Here is an 18,072-nt window from a genome sequence, read left to right on the forward strand (position 1 = left end):
CGGATTTCGGCGCGGCTCCTAAACGACCACGAAAAACGAATCGCGGTAGGCCTCAAGAAGTCTCAGCCATAATTCGCTGACGGTCGGGAAGCACGGCACGGCGTGCCACAACCGGTCGATGGGCACCTGGCCGGCGACGGCGATGGTGGCCGAGTGCAAAAGCTCAGTGACACCCGGGCCGACCATGGTCACGCCGAGCAGGTGGCCGCGATCGACGTCGACCACCATCCGCGCCCGGCCCGTGTACCCGTCGGCATAGAGCTTGGCTCCCATGACGACGTCTCCGATTTCGACATCGATGGTCTTGATCCGGTGCCCGGCCTGCACCGCCTGTTCCTCCGTGAGCCCGACCGCGGCGACTTCGGGGTCGGTGAAGAGGGCCTGCGGCACGGCGTGATGGTCTGCGGTGGTCGCATGAACGCCCCACGGCGCGGTGTCCAGCGGCGTGCCCGCCGCACGGGCGCCGATAGCCGCACCGGCTATGCGCGCTTGGTATTTGCCCTGATGGGTCAGCAGCGCACGGTGATTGACATCGCCGGCCGCGTAGAGCCAACCATCGTCGACGGCGCGCACGCAGCAGGTGTCGTCGACATCGAGCCAGCTGCCGGGGGTCAATCCGACTGTTTCCAAGCCGATGTGGTCGGTGAGGGGCTTTCGGCCGGTGGCAAACAGTATTTCGTCGACCTCGAGCTCGGTGCCGTCGGTCAAGGCGAGCGCCAGCGGGCAGTAGGGGTATGCCCGGCTGAGTTCGCGGACTGTCACACCCGTGCGCACGTCCACACCAGCCTCCGCCAGACCTCTGCCGACAAGCTCTCCCACAAAAGGCTCCATCCGTGGCAGTAGGCGCGAGCCTCTGGCCAGCAAGGTCACCTTTGAGCCCAATCCTTGCCAGGCCGTTGCCATTTCGACACCCACTCCGCCGGCCCCGACAACTGCGAGCCGGTTCGGGACATCGCTACTGTCGTTGGCTTCGCGGTTGGTCCAGGGTCGAGCTTCGGCCAGGCCGGGCAAGTCGGGGATCGCGGACCGGCTTCCGGTGCAGATGACAACCGCGTGCCGGACGGCCAGCACCACCTCCCTTCCGCTGGGTGTGGTGACGACTACTCGTCGCGGACCGTCCAACCGTCCATGTCCACGGACCAGCGTCGCTCCGATCCCGGCCACCCAGTCGACCCGGCTGGTGTCGTCCCAGTCGTTCACATAGCGGTCGCGGCGGCCGAAGACACCGGCCGGGTCTATCGAACCGGTGACCGCCTCGCGCGCCCCGTCGACCCGGCGGACGTCAGAAACCGCGAGGACTGGACGCAGCAGCGACTTGCTGGGCACGCAGGCCCAATACGAACACTCGCCCCCTACGAGCTCACGTTCGACCACTGCGACGTCCAGGCCGGCCGCCCGTGCGCGGTCCGCGACATTCTGGCCCACCGGACCCGCCCCAAGCACCACTACGTCGAATGTCTGGTCGTATGTCTGTTCCTGTTGGTCGGCCGCCATGGCCGAAATCCTATGTGCAGGCCATTTTCGGGATCCGCTCGATTCCGAATTACGCTGGGTGAACAGTTCGGATTTTGGGAGCGGCTCGTGATCACGTTGGACCGCTTGGTGAATGTGTTGGGTGGTTACGGGGTCCGGCTGCGGTGGTCGTCGTTACCCAGGTCGACGGAATTGCGCAGTGTGGTGATCCACGAGGCAGCCGCGACCCGTCCGCTAGTCGGAGATGTGTTGCTGGCGATCGGCGCGAGTTCCGTCCGGGAAGCGGTTCAGTGGGCGGCGTCGGCCCGGGCTGTGGTGGTGTTGATGCGTGACGGCGAACGGCCCATCACGTCGCAGGGCGACCTCGAAGCGGGAGCGGTCATGGTGCTCGACGAGTCGCTGTCCTGGAGCGAGGTCGCCGCGGTTGTCTACGGGCTGGTGTTGGAGGGCCGCGAGACGGAGTCCGGTCGTGGTCCCACGGATCTGTTCGCGCTGGCCGACAGCTTGGCCGAGGCCACCGGTGGAGCGGTGACCATCGAAGATCGGCTGTTGCGGGTACTGGCGTACTCGCGGCTGCAGCAAGGCGCCGATCCCGCGCGGGTCGCCACCATCCTGGGGCGCCAGACGCCGGAGCAGCTGCGCGTGCTCTTGGACGAGCACGGAGTTTCGGCTCACCTGGCCACGTCCGAGGATCCGCTCTACGTTGCCGCAGATGGCGAACACGGCCTGACCGGGCGCATGGTGGTGGCCGTGCGTTCCGGACGCGAAGTCCTGGGGTCGGTATGGGTGGCGTGTTCGGCTCCGCTGAGCGGCGCCGAGCGCACCGCGTTGACCGACGGCGCGCATACCGTGGCCTTGCATCTGCTGCGGTCTCGAGCCAGCGCCGACTTGGAGCGCCAGGTCGAATCCGAACTGGTGATTCAGCTGCTGGAGGGCACCATTGACGCCGCCACCGTCGCCAGCAGGCTGGGATTGCCGCGCGGTGCGCTGCGGGTGATTGCGTTGCGGGCGTTCGTCGGTGCCGACCGTGATGCCGCGCTGCTGTTGGCTTTCGAGCGGGCAACCACGGGGTTCGGTTGGTCACGGCCGGGCCGCAGCGCGTTGGCGGGCAACACCGTCTACACCGTGCTGCCCGGCGATCAGACGGCAGCGGCGCGCCGCTGGGTCAGTGGTGTCCGGGCGGCCCTGCCCGAGGGGATGCGGGTGTGGGCCGGCATCAGCGGACCGGCCGAGGTGGCCGACCTCGTCGCGGCGCGTCAGGAGGCCGACGAGTGTCTGGCGCTGCACCAGCTGTGCCCGGACAGCGCCGCCCCACCGGCATACGACCAGTCCTGGGATGACATCCTGCTGCAACGGTTGCGCACCGCGGCCAGGTCCGGCCGGTTGCCAGACCGTGGGCCGGTGGCCGAGTTGCGCCGCCACGACCGAGCCAACGCCACCGAGTACGTGCCCACGCTGCGGGCCTGGCTGGAGGAGCAGGGCGACCCGGCGCGGGCCGGTGAGCGTCTGGGGGTGCACGAGAACACCGTGCGCTACCGGCTGCGGAAGATGGCCGAGATCACCACCTTGTCTCTGGACGACGCCAAGAAGCGGTTGGCCATGACGATCGAGCTGGCGGCCACTGATCCTGACGAGGCGCTGTAGTAACCCGACAACACGCGACGGCCGGGTTGTCGAACTTCGGCAAACAGTGCGGCGCCTGTCGACGCCACCCTGGAGGATGTCAGCCTCCGGCACACCCGTCGATAGGAATGTCCGATGACCACCCCGTGTTCCGACCGGCGCCGACGCACCGGCCGCACATCAGGCGACGACGCCTCGATGGACATCAACACGCTGCGCCGGCCGCACCCGCTTGTGGCGTGGCTATCCCGTATGCCTACCACCCGCGGATTCCAGATGCTGCTTGCGATGTGGGTCGCTGTGGTGGTACTGGCCGGCCTGCCGATCGCTGTCGCCCTGGGCACCAAAGAGCACGAATCCCGTAGCCGTTTCTACGCCGAGCAGGCGCAAACCCGTCAGTCGGTCACCGCGGTGGTCACCGGTGACAAGGCCGGCCATCAAGAGCTTGCCGATCCGCAGACGGTCAGCGTGCCGGCCCGCTGGGTTGTCGGGGGAGTCGAGCACGCGGGTCCCGTGGATGCGCCGCGGGGCGTGAAAGCCGGTGATTCCGTTGATATCTGGGTAGATGAGAATGGTTACCACGCCGGCCCGCCACTCAGGACCGCGCTGGACGATGCGGTGGCGGCCGGATTGTCGGCGTGGCTGATGATTTCCGCCGTGACAGCCGTCCTGCTGGCCGGCGTCTGGACGGTTGCCGACCGCGCAAGCGCCGGCCGATTGCAGCCGTCCGCAAGGAGCTGTCGCGGGATCGGTCCGAGGGCCGCACCTCGTTGAGGGGTGTTGTCGCAGAACCACAATGGCCTTTCGCGTGATTGGCCGGCTAAGCCAAGCACCGCGGCGCCCGTTCCGCGCAGCATAGGAAATACCAAGCAGGAGTTCAGTTCATGGAGGTGTGTGATGGCCGGCGTCGAGCGGATTGACGGTGGGCCTCGTTCCGTGGTTGTCGTCGGTGCCGGGATCGTCGGATTGTCGACGGCATGGTTCCTTCAGGAGCGTGGCGTCGATGTCACGGTGGTGGATCGCGACGGCGTGGGCGCCGGCGCTTCCGGCGGCAACGCCGGGTGGATTGCGCCGGGACTGGCGCTGCCGCTCAACTCGCCGGCAGTGCTGCGCTATGGATTACGTTCCCTGCTCGACTCGAAAGCCCCACTACACATTCCGTTGACCGCCGACATGGGCCTCGGGATGTTCCTGGTGCGATTCGCCGGTCACTGCCGGCGATCATCCTGGCAGCGCGCGGTGCGCGCCAACGCAATCCTCAACGAGGACTGCATCGAAGCTTTTGACGTGCTCATAGCCAACGGGGTCGACGCACCGGTGACCGATGCACCCATCACCGCGGTGTTCGACTCCACCGCCGCGGCAAAACAATTCCAGGAGGACCTGCAGGAGCTCGGAAAGGCAGGCCAGACAATGGATATCACGGTATTGACGAGTGCGGCGCTGCGGGAGCAAGTGCCGCTGGCGTCCCGGGCGATCCGGGTCGGGCTCAGCGTCAACGGACAGCGTTTCGTCGACCCGGCCCGCTTCGTGACGGCTCTGGGTCGCGCGGTGGTGAACCGCGGGGCGACGCTGCGCACGCTGGAAGTAGCCGAAATTGTCAACGCGGCCAACGGTATTGCGGTGCGGCCGCGCCGCGGCGCACCGCTGATTACCGAAGCCGCCGTGATCGCCACCGGCGCACAATTGCCGCAACTGGCCGGCCACCGGCTGGGCGTACCGGTGCGGGCCGGTCGCGGTTACTCGTTCACCGTGCCGGTCGAGCGCCCGATGCCCTGGCCCATCTACCTGCCGAGCGTGCGGGTCGCGGCTACGCCGCACCACGGCGCGATGCGTGTTTCGGGCACCATGGAATTTCGCCACCCGCACGCCCCGGTCATGCCCCAACGGGTGGCGACCATTGTGGCCTCGGCCGGTCCGCTGCTGGATGGCGTGCGATGGGCCGAACGCAGCAACGTGTGGGTGGGCGCGCGACCGATCGCTGCCGACGGCCGTCCCGTCATCGGTGCGGTGTCCCCGGGCGTCTTCGTGGCCGGCGGCCACGGCATGTGGGGACTGGCGCACGGACCGGTGACCGGTCGGCTGCTGGCCGAGCAGATCACCACCGGCAAGCAACCCCAAGCCCTACGCGAGTTCGATCCGTTGCGCAGAACCGGCCGCTAGCGCACCAGATCACGTCTTGCCCACTACGGGCCCCGAGTCGTCAGGGGCGGTTGCCCCGCCGCGGCCCGCCCCTGACGACAACCCCCGACACCCCCGACCTCTACCAAAGGAAGAACACCACCGGAAATGACCACTACTGAACGCATTCGGATGACTCAACAGGATCACAGTCGACTGCTTTCCGAGCTCATCGCGCTGCGCTCGCAGCACGCCGTCGAAGCCCCGGACGACTTCCTCGATTACCACGCGAATGTCATCGCGCGCTATTGCGCCCGAAAGGCGCGCATCCGCGAGATCGAGCAGTTGCTCAGCAGTGCGATCGTGGGCGTCGACACCGGCGGCGACGTCATCGCCCAGCCGGGCATGGTCGTCACCATCAGCTACGAGGCCACGGGTCAGACCGAGACTTTCCTGCTGGGCAGGCGTGGCGCCCAGAACGCCGACATCCCGGTCTACTCCACGCTGTCGCCGCTGGGCCGGGCGATCACCGGCGCACGTCTGGGAGAACAGCGGGTGTACTCGATTCCGCAGGGAGCGGACCTGGTGGTGACGCTGATCGAGGCGGTGCCCTATCGCGACGGTCGGGCGAGGCGAGATGGAAATTAAGAAACAGCCTGGCGGACAACGTGATTGGATCTCGTCGCAGGCATATGAACGGCTGCAGCGCAAGCTCGCTGACCTGCGTCAGCGGAGTGCCCGCGAACCGGCCGACAGCGATTTCGACAACAGCGCCCCTGATGTGCAGCGAGCGTGGCAAACACGGATTCGCCGGATTCACGACCTGTTGGTCAGGGCCGACGTCGGCGAGGACCCGCCCGACGACGGGATCGCCGAACCCGGCATGGTTTTGACGGTCCGCTACCACGACACGGGCGACACCGAGACATTCCTGCTGGGTGCCCGCGGCGCCGAGCACTGCGACGTGGAGGTCTACTCGCCCCGCTCACCGCTGGGCGCCGCGGTCATCGGCGCGATCCCCGGTGAGCAACGCAGCTTCACCCTGCCCGGTGGCGCCAACTTGACGGTCACGCTCGTGAGCGCCGTCCCATACGGCGTCCACATGGCCGGGGCCACCTGAAGCAGGAATATCGTCGTCGCCAAACAGCCTACAACTCAGGTGATTACGATACTCCGGCACGCGAGCACCGGGGATCCGCCGGGCGGCGGCGGTCACGCCGCGGGGACTACCGTGGCCTCGGGATTTGATTCGTGGACTCGCCTGGCAGGAACACCTCTGCCGGCGGTCGGGCCGACGGCGTAACCTCGCGGCATGCGCTGCCGCATTCGGACACCGTCGAACTGCCGGCGTGTTCGTACCGGCCCGTATTTCCGTCATTTCCGTCATTTCCGTCCTGCGCGCGATAATTACCAGTTGCACTGAATGGCGCTACCGCACCACAAGAACAGGTGACGACATGTATCGAGACAGTTCCCGCCCCCGACGACTTCGTGTCTCCGCGCTCGCGGCAGTCGCCAACCCGTCGTATGCACGCATCGACACGTGGAACCTGCTCGACGACGCATGCCGGCACCTGGCCGAGGTGGACCTTGCCGGGCTGGACATCACCCACGACATGGCCAAGGTCAAGCGGCTGATGGACCGCATCGGCGCCTACGAGCGGTACTGGCTGTATCCCGGCGCGGAGAACCTGGCGACCTTCCGTGCTCACCTGGAGAGCAAGTCCACCGTGCGGCTCACCGAAGAGGTGTCGCTGGCGGTGCGCCTGCTCAGCGAATACGGCGACCGCACAGCGTTGTTCGACATCTCCGCGCCGCTGGCCGACCAGGAGCTGGTGGCCCAGGCCAAACAGCAGCAGTTCTACACGGTGTTGCTCGCCGACGACGCGCCGCCCACGGCGCCGGAGAGCCTGGCCGAGTGCCTGCGGGCGCTGCGCAACCCCGCCGACGATGTCCAGTTCGAGATCCTGGTGGCCCCCAGCGTCGAGGACGCGATCACCGCGGTCGCGCTCAACGGCGAGATCCAGGCCGCCATCATCCGCCACGACCTGCCGCTGCGCTCCCGTGACCGGTTGCCGCTGATGAACACGCTGCTGGGGCCCAATGACGCCGACGGCGCGATGGTCATTCCCGATCGTCCGCACGACTGGATCGAATGTGGCGAGTGGATCAGAGAGCTGCGGCCACACATCGACCTCTACCTGCTCACCGACGAGTCGATCGCGGCGGGCGATGGCGACGAGCCCGACGTCTACGACCGGACGTTCTACCGGCTCAACGACGTGACCGACCTGCACAGCACGGTGCTCGCCGGGCTGCGGAACCGTTTCGCCACACCGTTTTTCGACGCGCTGCGGGCCTACGCGGCCGCACCCGTCGGCCAATTCCACGCGCTGCCGGTCGCGCGCGGCGCCAGCATCTTCAACTCCAAGTCGCTGCAGGACATGGGCGAGTTCTACGGCCGCAACATCTTCATGGCCGAGACCTCGACCACCTCCGGCGGCCTGGACTCGTTGCTGGACCCGCACGGCAACATCAAGAAGGCGATGGACAAGGCCGCGGTCACCTGGAACGCCAACCACACCTACTTCGTCACCAACGGAACGTCGACGGCCAACAAGATCGTCGTCCAGTCGCTGACCCGCCCCGGCGACATCGTGCTGATCGACCGCAACTGTCACAAGTCGCACCACTACGGGCTGGTACTGGCGGGCGCGTATCCGCTGTACCTGGACGCCTATCCGCTGCCTCAGTTCGCCATCTACGGTGCGGTGTCGTTGCGCACCATCAAGAAGGCGCTGCTGGACCTGGAAGCGGCCGGGCAGCTGCACAAGGTCCGCATGCTGCTGTTGACCAACTGCACCTTCGACGGCGTCGTCTACAACCCGCGGCGGGTCATGGAGGAGGTGCTGGCGATCAAGCCGGACATCTGCTTCCTGTGGGACGAAGCCTGGTACGCATTCGCCACCGCCGTGCCGTGGGCGCGGCAGCGGACCGCGATGGTGGCTGCCGAGCACCTCGAAGAGATGCTGGCGTCGGACGAATACGCCAAGGAATACCGGCAATGGTCGGCGTCGATGCAAGGGGTCGACCGGTCGGAGTGGCTGGATCGCCGGCTGCTGCCCGACCCTGCTCGCGCGCGGGTAAGGGTGTATGCGACGCACTCCACCCACAAGTCGTTGTCGGCGCTGCGGCAGGCGTCGATGATCCACGTCCGCGATCAGGACTTCAACGCACTGGCCCGGGACGCGTTCGGTGAGGCGTTCTTGACCCACACCTCGACATCGCCGAACCAGCAACTGCTGGCCTCGCTGGACCTGGCGCGCCGGCAGGTCGACATCGAGGGATTCCAATTGGTCCGCCAGGTCTACGACATGGCGCTGGTCTTTCGGCATCGGGTCCGCAAGGACCGGCTGATCAGCAGGTGGTTCCGCATCCTCGACGAATCCGACCTGGTGCCCGAAGAATACCGGGCCTCCTCGGTCAGCTCCTACCGGCAGGTCCGGCAGGGCGCGCTGGCCGAATGGAACGAGGCGTGGCGCTCCGACCAGTTTGTGCTGGACGCCACCCGGGTCACCCTGTTCATCGGTGCGACGGGGATGAACGGCTACGACTTCCGCGAGAAGATCCTGATGGAGCGGTTCGGCATCCAGATCAACAAGACCTCGATCAACAGTGTGCTGCTGATCTTCACCATCGGCGTGACATGGTCGAGCGTGCACTATCTGCTCGACGTGCTGCGCCGGATTGCCACCGACTTCGACCGGACCCAGAAGGCGGCCAGCGCCGCCGACTGGGCGCTGCACCAGCGCCGCGTCGAGGAGATCACCCAGGATCTGCCGCACCTACCCGATTTCAGCGAGTTCGACGTGGCCTTCCGCCCCGACGACAACAGTGTCTACGGCGACACCCGGTCGGCCTTCTACGCCGGTTATGAAGAGTCCGACCGCGAGTACGTGCAGATCGGCATGGCCGGGCGGCGGCTGGCCGAGGGACGGACACTGGTGTCGACGACGTTTGTGGTGCCCTACCCGCCGGGCTTTCCGGTGCTGGTGCCCGGCCAGGTGGTGTCCAAGGAGATCGTCTACTTCCTGGCCCAGCTCGACGTCAAGGAAATCCACGGCTACAACCACGAACTCGGGTTGTCGGTGTTCACCGACGCTGCGCTGAAGCGGATGGAGGCCGCGCGCAACGCGATTGCCTCGGCCGGAGCCGCGCTGCCGTCGTTCGAAGTGCCGCCGGACGCCTCGGCTCTGAACGGCGACGGTGTCGTGGGGGCTATCGCCGAGGACGCGTGAGACGCGACGTGATGCACTGCGCATCGCCTTGGATATTGAAGACGATGTCCTAGAAGATGCGCGTAGCATCGCACGGGCAGCGGATCGGTCGGTGGGTGCGGTCATTTCTGAGCTGGCGCGTAGGTCGCCGCGGCCGGTGGTGGATCGTTGTGGTCGATGGACTCCCGGTATTCGATGTCTCCGGATGCGCCGACCATCACCGCTGAAGATGTCGCCCGCGCCCTCGAGAAAGACGTGTGACAGCACTGCTCGGTGTCAATGTGCTGATCGCGTGGGGCTGGCGAAACCACCGTCGAAAGGATGGGCTACGACGCCCGTCACCGAGATCTGTTTTGTTCGCATTTCGAGCAATCGCAGGCTGACTCAGGTGTCGACGGGTGTCGCGCAACTGGAGGCGCTAAGCAGCCTTCCAGGACACGAGTTTTGGCCCGACGACGTGCCCTTGGTGGTCGGTGTGGACGGCGATCGCGGAGTTGTGTCGACTCATGGCCTCGTTGCAGACCGTCACTTGATTGCCCTGGCCACCCGATATGGGGGGCGGGCTGATCACCTTCGATGCCGCACTCGCCGATTCGGCATCGGCCGGAGTGATCGCGATGCTGTAGCTCAACTGCGATGCCTGTCATGCCAGGCATGCGAATCTCCGGGCGCAGCCGCGGTCGGGCACTTCCAGGCCCACGGTTTTCGCCCACGCGCGCAGGTCGGCACGACTGGGCTCGGGTGTGGCCGGAGTCGGCTCGAAAACCTCTGCTGCGTGCTGCGGCGAAATAGCGGTAGGTGTGTCAGCACACGATCGGCACCCGCCGGCAAGCTGATCTGTAACTCGGCAAGCCCGTCGGCGACCGCTGCCGGGCGCGCATAGCTCATCGCGAAGATCTCCGAATACCGCTCCTCGACGATGACGACGGCACGCGGTAGTGCAGCCAGTTCGGTGAGTTGGTATTCCACCTGGCCGTTGAGTAGGTGAGAAGACAAGTCCGACAGTGCTTTTCGCCCGGCTGGCGTGATGAGCTGCCCGCGCGGGTTGGTCGGCAAAGGTTAGGGATAGCGTTCGTGAGCGTCGACGATGACGTCGAGTTCCGGGATGTCGGCGGCACGTGCTGTCAGGGTGCGCACACCCGGCCGGGACTGCTTGCGGGTCTTGGCGTTCTGCCAAAACTGACGCCCACGGGCCATGGTGTGCACCAGTTGGGATTGGTTATCCGGGGCGGCGCCGCGACAACGTCGATGGCCCCGCCGCGGCGGCTGGACTCGCGCAGCTCGACGCGGTCGATGATGACGGAGTCGGCGGGGCAGTGGGCGATGTCGAGCCGATGGCAATACAGCGCCTTGGTCCGCGGCCACAGAACCGAGCTGCGAAGTCCCGCTTCGGGAACCGGTGTCGGGGTTGGCGGCGATCAGCAGCTCAACGGGTTAGAGGTGTCAGGCGTCATGCGGCGCCGACGACTCCGCTTGAGTGTGCAAGTGTGGCTTTGAATGTGCGCTGAGGGCGCGAATTTTCGCCGGTTTCCGCCCAGGTTTCACACTGGCCGCCCAGGTCTCACACTGGCCGCCCAGGTTTCACACTGGCCGCCCAGGTCTCACACTGGCCGCTCAGGTTTCACACTGGCCGCCCAGGCTTCGCGCTCAGCGCAGGATCTTGGCGTAGAGCAGGCTGTCGTGCGGTTCGGGCCCGAGGTTCGGGTAGACGGAGTGGCGGCGCAGCCGGCCCTCGAACACGAAACCGGCCCGCTGCAGTAACCGCGCCGAGCGCGTGTTGTCGACGTGACAGGTGGCCCAGACACGGTACACGCGGGGGTCGGCAGCCAGCTCGGCCAGCAGCACACCCAGCGCTTCAGACATCAGACCGAGACCCCACCAACGCCGGCCCAGACAGTAGCCGATTTCGACGGAGTGGCGCGCCCGGCTTCGGCAGCTGATCAGGCCGACGATGTCGCCGCTGTCACGGGGCACGAGCAGCCAGGTCCGCTCGTCGTCGCCGACGTTGAAATGCTCGGTGATTACCCGTCGCGTCTCGCCGACATCGGGATGCGGCGTCCACAACAGGTAGCGGGTTACCTCGGGATCGTGGGCAATCCCGTCGAACAACGCCTCGGCGTCGTCGAGCACGGGTGGGCGCAGCAGCAGTCGTGAGCCTTCGAGGTATTCGGACGGGAACCGGGCCATGACGCCCCGCTACAGTCCGAGGGCTCGATAGGTGTGGCGGACGAATCGTGGTTGGGCCGTCCGCAGCTTGGCCAGCGCGGGGTTGCCCGCCACCGCCGACGCGGCATCCACGGACAAATCGGGACAATGCTGGATCAGATACAGCAGGATCAGGTCGGCGGACGGGTCGGCCTGCCACCATGTCCCGTATGCGCCGGGCCAGCTGAACGTTCCTGTCCCGCCCGGACCGAACAGCGGCGCCGACTTCGCCGGGTCGGTCACCACCGACAGATTCAAACCGAAGCCGCGGCCCACCCAGAATGGCGCTCCCAAGAAGTTGTGGCGCTTGTGCTCGTCGGTCAGCCGGTCGGTGCGCATCAGGCGTGCCGATTCCGCCGACAGCACTCGGACTCCGTCGACCGTCCCCTCGCCCAGCAGCATCCGCACGAACCGCAGGTAGTCGTCGGCGGTCGACCACAGTCCGCCGCCGGCGTTGGGAAACGACGGCGGCCGGACCTGCGGCGGCCCCATCACGTCGTGGCGCAACTTGTCGTCCTCATCGAGCCGGTACATCGTGGCGGCCCGCCCCCGCGCCTCGGCCGCGACGAAAAAGCCCGTGTCGGTCATGCCCGCCGGACCCAGCACTCGCTCGTCGAGCACCTGATGGAACGGCTTGTCCTCGACGCGAGAAACGATGACGCCCAGCACGTCGATCGCGTGGCTATAGGTCACCCGCTCGCCGGGCTGGTGCACCAGCGGCAGGGCGGCCAGTTCGGCCAGCCAGGTGTCCGAGCCCTTGCCGAAGGGCAGTCGCATGTAGGCCCGGGAGATGGGCCCGGAGACCGAGAAGCTGTAGGCCAGGCCGCTGGTATGGGTCAGCAGATCCTCGACCAGGATGGCCCGCCGGGCCGGATGGGTCCGGTCCAGCGGGCCATGCGGGTCGTCCAGCACCTGCGGGTCGTCCAGCTCCGGCGCCCAGCGCGCGACGGGGTCCCGCAATGCCAGCTTGCCCTCGTCGACCAGGCTCATGGCCGCGGCAACGGTCACCGGCTTGGTCATCGACGCGATCCGAAACAGCGTGTCCCGTTGCATCGGCAGCCCCGCATCGACGTCTCGGTAGCCGATCTCGTTGACCTGCAACACCTCTCCGCGTTGCCAGACCACGGTCACCGCGCCGGAGAGCAAGCCGGCGTCGCAGACCTCGCGAATGGATGTCTGATTGCCGTCGAGCTTCACCGGCCCTAGGTTAGTCGCCGGCCGTGGGCGGGCCCGGCGGTGGGACCGCCTGTCGCGTCATCGCGATCGACCGTGGGCCGGGCTCGTCGCGGGCGGTTGTTACTTGTGCGAAAAGCCGTCCGACCTGGCCATGGCGTGTTACTGTCGCGCTCTCCGGCAATGTGATCTGGGGAACAGGCTGTGGGAGCAACGGCATGCGGTTGACAATCGAACCGTTGCGGTGAACCAGGGTGTGGGGAAGCAGTCACCGAGACCCGCAACAGTTGACGGGGGGCGGTTCGCTGGCCTCCGTCCATGCCGTATGGAGCTAGCGACCCGCTGCTCTTTACCACCGGTTGGATAACTCAGCAAAGGTTGGCCATGAATGGCTTGATCTCCCAAACGCAAACCTCCCGCCGACGTGTCACCCATCGACCCTCGCTTCGGGTGTCGGCCGCGATGCTGTTCGCGGCGGCACTGATCGCGACGGTCATCACCGGATGCGGCCACAAATCGGCCACCAGCACCTCTCAAACCTCCGGGGCATCCGGAAGCTCCGCCACCACCAGCGCATCCGGGTCATCCGGCGCCCCGTCACCCGAAGCCCAGCAACTCCTGCAGGACAGCTCCAAAGCGACCAAAGGCCTGCATTCGATTCATGTGAGTCTGCAGACAACCAACATCACGACGCTTCCCATGGAGAGCGTCAATGCCGACGTGACCAACCAGCCCGAGGGCAACGGTCAGGCCGTCGGTGATGCCATGATCAGGTTGCAGCCGAAGGCCCCCACGGTCTCCAAGCAGTTCCTGGTCACTAATAAGACCATGTACACGAAGGACGACGCCGGAAAGTACACCTCGATGGGGCCGGCAGAGAAGATCTACGACCCGGGCATCGTTCTCGACAAGGACAAGGGACTAGGCAACGTTATCGCCAAGGTCCAAAGTCCGCAGATCGCCGGAAACGAAACGATCGACGGCATCGCCACCGTCAAGGTGACGGGAACCATCGACGCCGCAGTGATCGATCCACTGGTGCCTCAGCTGGGTAAGGGCGGGGGCACGCTGCCGATCACGTTGTACATCGTCGATGTGAAGGCCGCGGGCACCAGCACCACGCCCGGAGGGCCGGCGCCCAGCCCCAACTTGGTGCGCATGGTCGTCGACAAGGACCAGGGCCACGTCACCATCAACCTGTCCGCCTGGGGCGCGCCGGTCACCATTCCCAACCCGACGGGATAACCGGCGCGGGTGCATTCCGGATTGGGAACCGGCCCGCAACTGCCACCTGGCGGCTAGCGCTGCCGGCAGTCTCCGGGCCGGTTCCCGCCCGCGGTTGGCCACTTTGGGCGCAACCGATTTGGTGCACCGTAAGAGCAGGTCGCGCGGCCCGGGATTCCGTTGAGAATTCGCCAAGGCCGTACCTCCAACATTGGGGCACTTCGCCGGATACGACGGCTAGCGCCCGATCTCACCCGATCAGACCTGGAGGAATACGAATGACGAACGATGTCCCAGACGTGCAGGAGCGTGGCCCCGGCCTGCACCCCGCTCCTCCTCCGGGCGGGCCACCGCTGTCGGACGTGTGGGTCTACAACGGCAGGGCATACGACCTCAGCGACTGGATATCCAAGCACCCCGGCGGCGCCTTCTTCATCGGGCGCACCAAGAACCGCGACATCACCGCGATCATCGCCTCCTACCATCGTGACCCGGCCAAGGTCGAACGAATCTTGGAGCGGCGCTATGCATTGGGCCGCGACGCAACGCCGCGCGACATCCATCCCAAACACAACGCGCCGCCTTTTCTCTTCAAAGAAGACTTCAACAGCTGGCGCGACACCCCGAAGTACCGTTTCGACAACCCGAACGACTTGATGCACCGCGTCAAAGCACGCCTGGCCGAGCCGGTGCTGGCCGCCCGAATCAAACGGATGGACCGGCTGTTCAACATCGTGGTGGCATTGCTGGCCGCCGGCTATCTGGCGGTCCAGGCCGTGCGGTTGGCCGAACCACGGTGGATGCCGTTGTGGGCCTTCGTCATTGCGATGGTGCTGCTGCGCAGTTCGTTGGTCGGGTACGGCCATTACGCGTTGCATCGGGCGCAACGGGGTCCTAATCGGTTCTTGGCCAATGCCTTCGACTTGAACTATGTGGCGTTGTCGTTGGTGGTCGCCGACGGGCACACGTTGCTGCATCACCCGTACACGCAAAGCGACGTCGACATCAAGAAGAACGTCTTCACGATGATGATGCAGTTGCCGCGGCTGTATCGGGTTCCGGTGCATACGGTTCACAAGTTCGGCCACTTGCTCACCGGCATGGCCATCCGCATCGCCGACGTATGGAACATGACGCGCAAGGTGGGTGTCGAGGAGGGCTACGGAAGCTGGCGCAACGCGCTGCCGCATTTCCTGGGGTCGTCCGGGGTGCGGCTGCTCCTGGTCACCGAGATGGTGGTTTTCGTACTCGCCGGTGACTTCTGGGCCTGGGCACTGCAATTCGTCGTCACCCTGTGGGTCAGCACCTTCCTGGTGGTGGCGAGCCACGAGTTCGAGGACGACGTCGACGACACTGCCGCGACCGGTGAAGACTGGGGCGTGGATCAGGTGGTGCATGCCAACGACCTGGTGGTGGTCGGGAATCGCTACGTCGACTGCTTCCTGTCGGCGGGCCTGAGTTCCCACCGCGTCCACCATGTATTGCCGTTCCAGCGCAGCGGTTTCGCCAACATCGTCACCGAAGACGTATTGCGGGAAGAAGCCGCGAAGTCCGGCGTCGAGTGGGTTCCGGCGAAGAGTTTCGTGATCGATCGGCTGCCGAAGCTCTGCCGGACCTACCTGCTCTCGCCGTCACGCCAAGCCAGCGAGCACAAGTGGGGTTTCCTGCGGGAACACTGCTCGCCGACGGCCTGGAAAGCCAGTGCCGGCTACGTGGTCGCCGGCTTCGTCGGAATCGGGTCGGTATGAGCAGCGCAGCCGACGGTGGTGCTCCGGTGGCCGACGTGCCCGGTTACGAACCCCACTATGACCTCGCCCAGTTGCCGCCGGCTCCGCCGACGACGGTGGCCGTCATCGAAGGTATGGCGACCGGTGTGCCGCAACGGGTGGTCCGTCAGTCCGACGCCGCGGCGCGGGTGGCCCAGATGTTCGTCGACCCGCAACAGCGGGAACGGGTTTCGCGGGTCTACGCGAAGACACGCATCGACACCCGCAGGATGGCCGTCAACCCGCTGGACGCCGAGTTCGACGCGTTCCGGCGCGAACCCGCGACCATCCGGGACCGGATGAGCCTGTTCTATCGGCATGCGGTGCCGCTGGCGGTCGAGGTGACCCGGCGTGCGCTCGCCGGGCTTTCCTATGGTGCCGACGAGATCGGGCTGTTGGTGTTCGTCACCAGCACCGGGTTCGTCGCTCCGGGCGTCGACGTGGCAATCGTCAAGGAACTCGGCCTGTCGCGGGCGATTTCGCGAGTCGTGGTCAATTTCATGGGATGCGCGGCCGCGATGAACGCCATTCGCACCGCCACCAACTACGTCCGCGCCCACCCGGCGATGAAGGCGTTGGTGGTGTGCATCGAATTGTGCTCGGTCAACGCCGTGTTCGCCGACAACGTCAAAGATGTGGTGATTCACAGCCTGTTCGGCGATGGTTGCGCAGCGCTGGTGATCGGCGCCAGCCAGGTACAACAGCAGTTGCCGGCGGGCAGTGTGGTGATCCGCAGCAACTTCAGCCAGCTCCTCGACGACGCCGAAGACGGCATCGTGCTGGGCGTCAATCATGACGGCATCACCTGCGAGCTGTCGGAGAACCTGCCCGACTACATTTACCGCGGTGTCGCGCCGGTTGTCGCAAACGTATTGTACGACAATGGATTACAACAATCCGATATTGACCTGTGGGCGATCCATCCGGGTGGGCCCAAGATCATCGAACAGTCGGTGCGCTCGTTGGGCATCGGAGTCGAATGCGCGGCGCCCAGCTGGGACGTGTTGGCCCGCTACGGCAACATGCTGAGTGTCTCGCTGATCTTCGTGCTGGAAATGATGGTGCAGCAGGCGGAGTCGGAGAAACCTCTCTCGACCGGCGTGGCGTTCGCGTTCGCGCCCGGGGTCACCGTTGAAGGCATGCTGTTCGACATCGTGCGACGGTGACCGCGACCGTGATATCCGAAGGGAGGTGGCACATGACCAATGCCCCTGAGCCGCCGAACGCCAATGCGCTGACGGCCGACCGAGTCCTGTACCGGTCGTTGATGACCGACAGTACGCGCTGGGACGCACTGCAACTGCGCGCCGGAGACATCGTCATCTCGACGCCGTCGAAGTGCGGGATGACCTGGACTCAGCGGCTGGTGTCCTTGCTGGTCTTCGACGGACCGGAGCTGCCGGGGCCATTGTCGACGGTGTCGCCGTGGCTCGACCAGACCATCCGGCCCATCGAGGAGGTGGTTGCCGTCCTCGACGCGCAGGATCACCGCCGGTTCATCAAGACCCATACGCCTTTGGATGGCCTGGTGCTTGATGATCGGGTCACCTATATCTGCGTGGGCCGCGATCCGCGCGATGCCGCGGTGTCGATGCTGTTCCACGTGGCCAATGTCGACGCCGAGCGGTTGCGGGAATTGCACGAGGCCGCGATGCCGCCGCAGCTGCGATCCGGCCCGCCGGGTCCCGAGCCCGGCCCTGCGGCTGGCGGGCGTGGCCCGGCCGAGGAGTTCCGGCACTGGATGGAGGGTCCGGCGCTGCCACCGCCGGGAGTGGGGTTCGCGCCTCCCAAAGGCATCGGAACGCTGGCCAACGTGCTGCACCACTTCGGCACGGCATGGGAGCGGCGGCACCTGCCGAATGTGGCGCTGTTCCACTACGCCGACTATCAGGTGGACCTGATAGTCGAGCTGAGGCGGCTTGCCGCGGTACTCGGCATCGATCTGAGTCGCGATCACGCCCGCGAACTGGTCGCCCACGCGTCGCTGGACGTCATGCGATCGCGCGCGGCGGAGATCGCCCCGAACACCACCGACGGCATCTGGCACAGCGAGGAGCAATTCTTCCGCGGCGGCCGCAGCGGCGACTGGCAGCAGTACTTCACCCATGACGAGCACCGCCGCTACAACCACCGGATCAACCAGCTCGCACCGCCCGATCTGCTGGCCTGGGCGCACGAGGGACGCCGCGGGTGCGACCCGGACCGGTGAC

The 18,072-nt window shown here is 66.2% G+C and carries 15 protein-coding genes and 2 pseudogenes; 12 read left to right on the forward strand and 5 right to left on the reverse strand.

Annotated elements, in window-relative coordinates; translation table 11 throughout:
- Positions 1–18: 18 nt before the first annotated feature.
- On the reverse strand, positions 19–1,494 hold the full coding sequence (locus MKAN_RS25300; RefSeq protein ID WP_023373070.1) for a dihydrolipoyl dehydrogenase family protein: 1,476 nt from the start codon (positions 1,492–1,494) through the stop codon (positions 19–21).
- 87 nt (positions 1,495–1,581) lie between these two features.
- On the opposite strand from MKAN_RS25300, the gene MKAN_RS25305 reads away from it, so the two are divergent.
- The 8 genes and pseudogenes from MKAN_RS25305 (at position 1,582) to MKAN_RS32290 (ending at position 10,120) form a co-directional block, all read left to right on the forward strand.
- Positions 1,582–3,117, forward strand: a complete 1,536-nt coding sequence (locus tag MKAN_RS25305) for a PucR family transcriptional regulator (protein WP_023373072.1) — start codon at positions 1,582–1,584, stop codon at positions 3,115–3,117.
- A 114-nt stretch (positions 3,118–3,231) separates the two neighbouring features.
- Positions 3,232–3,870 (forward strand): Rv1733c family protein, encoded by a 639-nt coding sequence (locus MKAN_RS25310; RefSeq protein WP_023373074.1) that lies wholly within the window; start codon positions 3,232–3,234, stop codon positions 3,868–3,870.
- Positions 3,871–3,993: 123 nt separating this feature from the next.
- Positions 3,994–5,259, forward strand: a complete 1,266-nt coding sequence (locus MKAN_RS25315; protein WP_023373076.1) for an NAD(P)/FAD-dependent oxidoreductase — start codon at positions 3,994–3,996, stop codon at positions 5,257–5,259.
- 126 nt (positions 5,260–5,385) lie between these two features.
- Positions 5,386–5,865 carry a GreA/GreB family elongation factor gene (locus tag MKAN_RS25320; RefSeq protein ID WP_036391450.1) on the forward strand — a complete coding sequence of 160 codons (480 nt, stop codon included), beginning with the start codon at positions 5,386–5,388 and terminating at the stop codon, positions 5,863–5,865.
- Positions 5,855–6,337: a GreA/GreB family elongation factor gene (locus MKAN_RS25325; RefSeq protein ID WP_023373080.1), complete on the forward strand. Its 483-nt coding sequence runs from the start codon at positions 5,855–5,857 to the stop codon at positions 6,335–6,337. Before MKAN_RS25320 ends, MKAN_RS25325 begins: the two co-directional genes overlap by 11 nt.
- A 337-nt stretch (positions 6,338–6,674) precedes the next feature.
- Complete coding sequence (locus MKAN_RS25330; RefSeq protein ID WP_023373082.1) at positions 6,675–9,515, forward strand: aminotransferase class I/II-fold pyridoxal phosphate-dependent enzyme; 2,841 nt, start codon at positions 6,675–6,677, stop codon at positions 9,513–9,515.
- A 16-nt stretch (positions 9,516–9,531) separates the two neighbouring features.
- Positions 9,532–9,755: pseudogene (locus MKAN_RS30030) on the forward strand (antitoxin).
- Positions 9,752–10,120 (forward strand): annotated as a pseudogene (locus MKAN_RS32290) (PIN domain-containing protein). Before MKAN_RS30030 ends, MKAN_RS32290 begins: the two co-directional pseudogenes overlap by 4 nt.
- Position 10,121: 1 nt before the next feature.
- On the opposite strand, the gene MKAN_RS33135 reads toward MKAN_RS32290, so the two are convergent.
- The 4 genes from MKAN_RS33135 to MKAN_RS25350 all read right to left on the reverse strand — a co-directional run bounded on the left by MKAN_RS33135 (position 10,122) and on the right by MKAN_RS25350 (position 12,896).
- On the reverse strand, positions 10,122–10,490 hold the full coding sequence (locus tag MKAN_RS33135; protein ID WP_225722808.1) for a hypothetical protein: 369 nt from the start codon (positions 10,488–10,490) through the stop codon (positions 10,122–10,124).
- Positions 10,491–10,553: 63 nt separating this feature from the next.
- Positions 10,554–10,691 (reverse strand): hypothetical protein, encoded by a 138-nt coding sequence (locus tag MKAN_RS33140; protein WP_225722809.1) that lies wholly within the window; start codon positions 10,689–10,691, stop codon positions 10,554–10,556.
- Between the two features lie 450 nt (positions 10,692–11,141).
- On the reverse strand, positions 11,142–11,681 hold the full coding sequence (locus MKAN_RS25345) for a GNAT family N-acetyltransferase (RefSeq protein ID WP_023373095.1): 540 nt from the start codon (positions 11,679–11,681) through the stop codon (positions 11,142–11,144).
- Positions 11,682–11,690: 9 nt separating this feature from the next.
- On the reverse strand, positions 11,691–12,896 hold the full coding sequence (locus MKAN_RS25350) for a serine hydrolase domain-containing protein (RefSeq protein WP_023373097.1): 1,206 nt from the start codon (positions 12,894–12,896) through the stop codon (positions 11,691–11,693).
- A 360-nt stretch (positions 12,897–13,256) separates the two neighbouring features.
- Here MKAN_RS25350 and MKAN_RS25355 point away from each other — a divergent pair, with 360 nt between their 5' ends.
- The 4 genes from MKAN_RS25355 to MKAN_RS25370 all read left to right on the forward strand — a co-directional run bounded on the left by MKAN_RS25355 (position 13,257) and on the right by MKAN_RS25370 (position 18,071).
- Positions 13,257–14,117, forward strand: coding sequence for an LppX_LprAFG lipoprotein (locus tag MKAN_RS25355; RefSeq protein WP_023373099.1), 861 nt, complete (start codon positions 13,257–13,259; stop codon positions 14,115–14,117).
- Between the two features lie 257 nt (positions 14,118–14,374).
- Positions 14,375–15,844 carry a fatty acid desaturase gene (locus tag MKAN_RS25360; protein WP_023373101.1) on the forward strand — a complete coding sequence of 490 codons (1,470 nt, stop codon included), beginning with the start codon at positions 14,375–14,377 and terminating at the stop codon, positions 15,842–15,844.
- On the forward strand, positions 15,841–17,028 hold the full coding sequence (locus MKAN_RS25365; protein ID WP_023373103.1) for a type III polyketide synthase: 1,188 nt from the start codon (positions 15,841–15,843) through the stop codon (positions 17,026–17,028). The genes MKAN_RS25360 and MKAN_RS25365 overlap by 4 nt, the downstream gene beginning before the upstream one ends.
- A 32-nt stretch (positions 17,029–17,060) precedes the next feature.
- Positions 17,061–18,071 (forward strand): sulfotransferase domain-containing protein, encoded by a 1,011-nt coding sequence (locus tag MKAN_RS25370; protein ID WP_174893698.1) that lies wholly within the window; start codon positions 17,061–17,063, stop codon positions 18,069–18,071.
- Position 18,072: the final 1 nt, after the last annotated feature.

Source organism: Mycobacterium kansasii ATCC 12478, from assembly GCF_000157895.3.
GTDB classification, from domain to species: Bacteria; Actinomycetota; Actinomycetes; order Mycobacteriales; family Mycobacteriaceae; genus Mycobacterium; species Mycobacterium kansasii.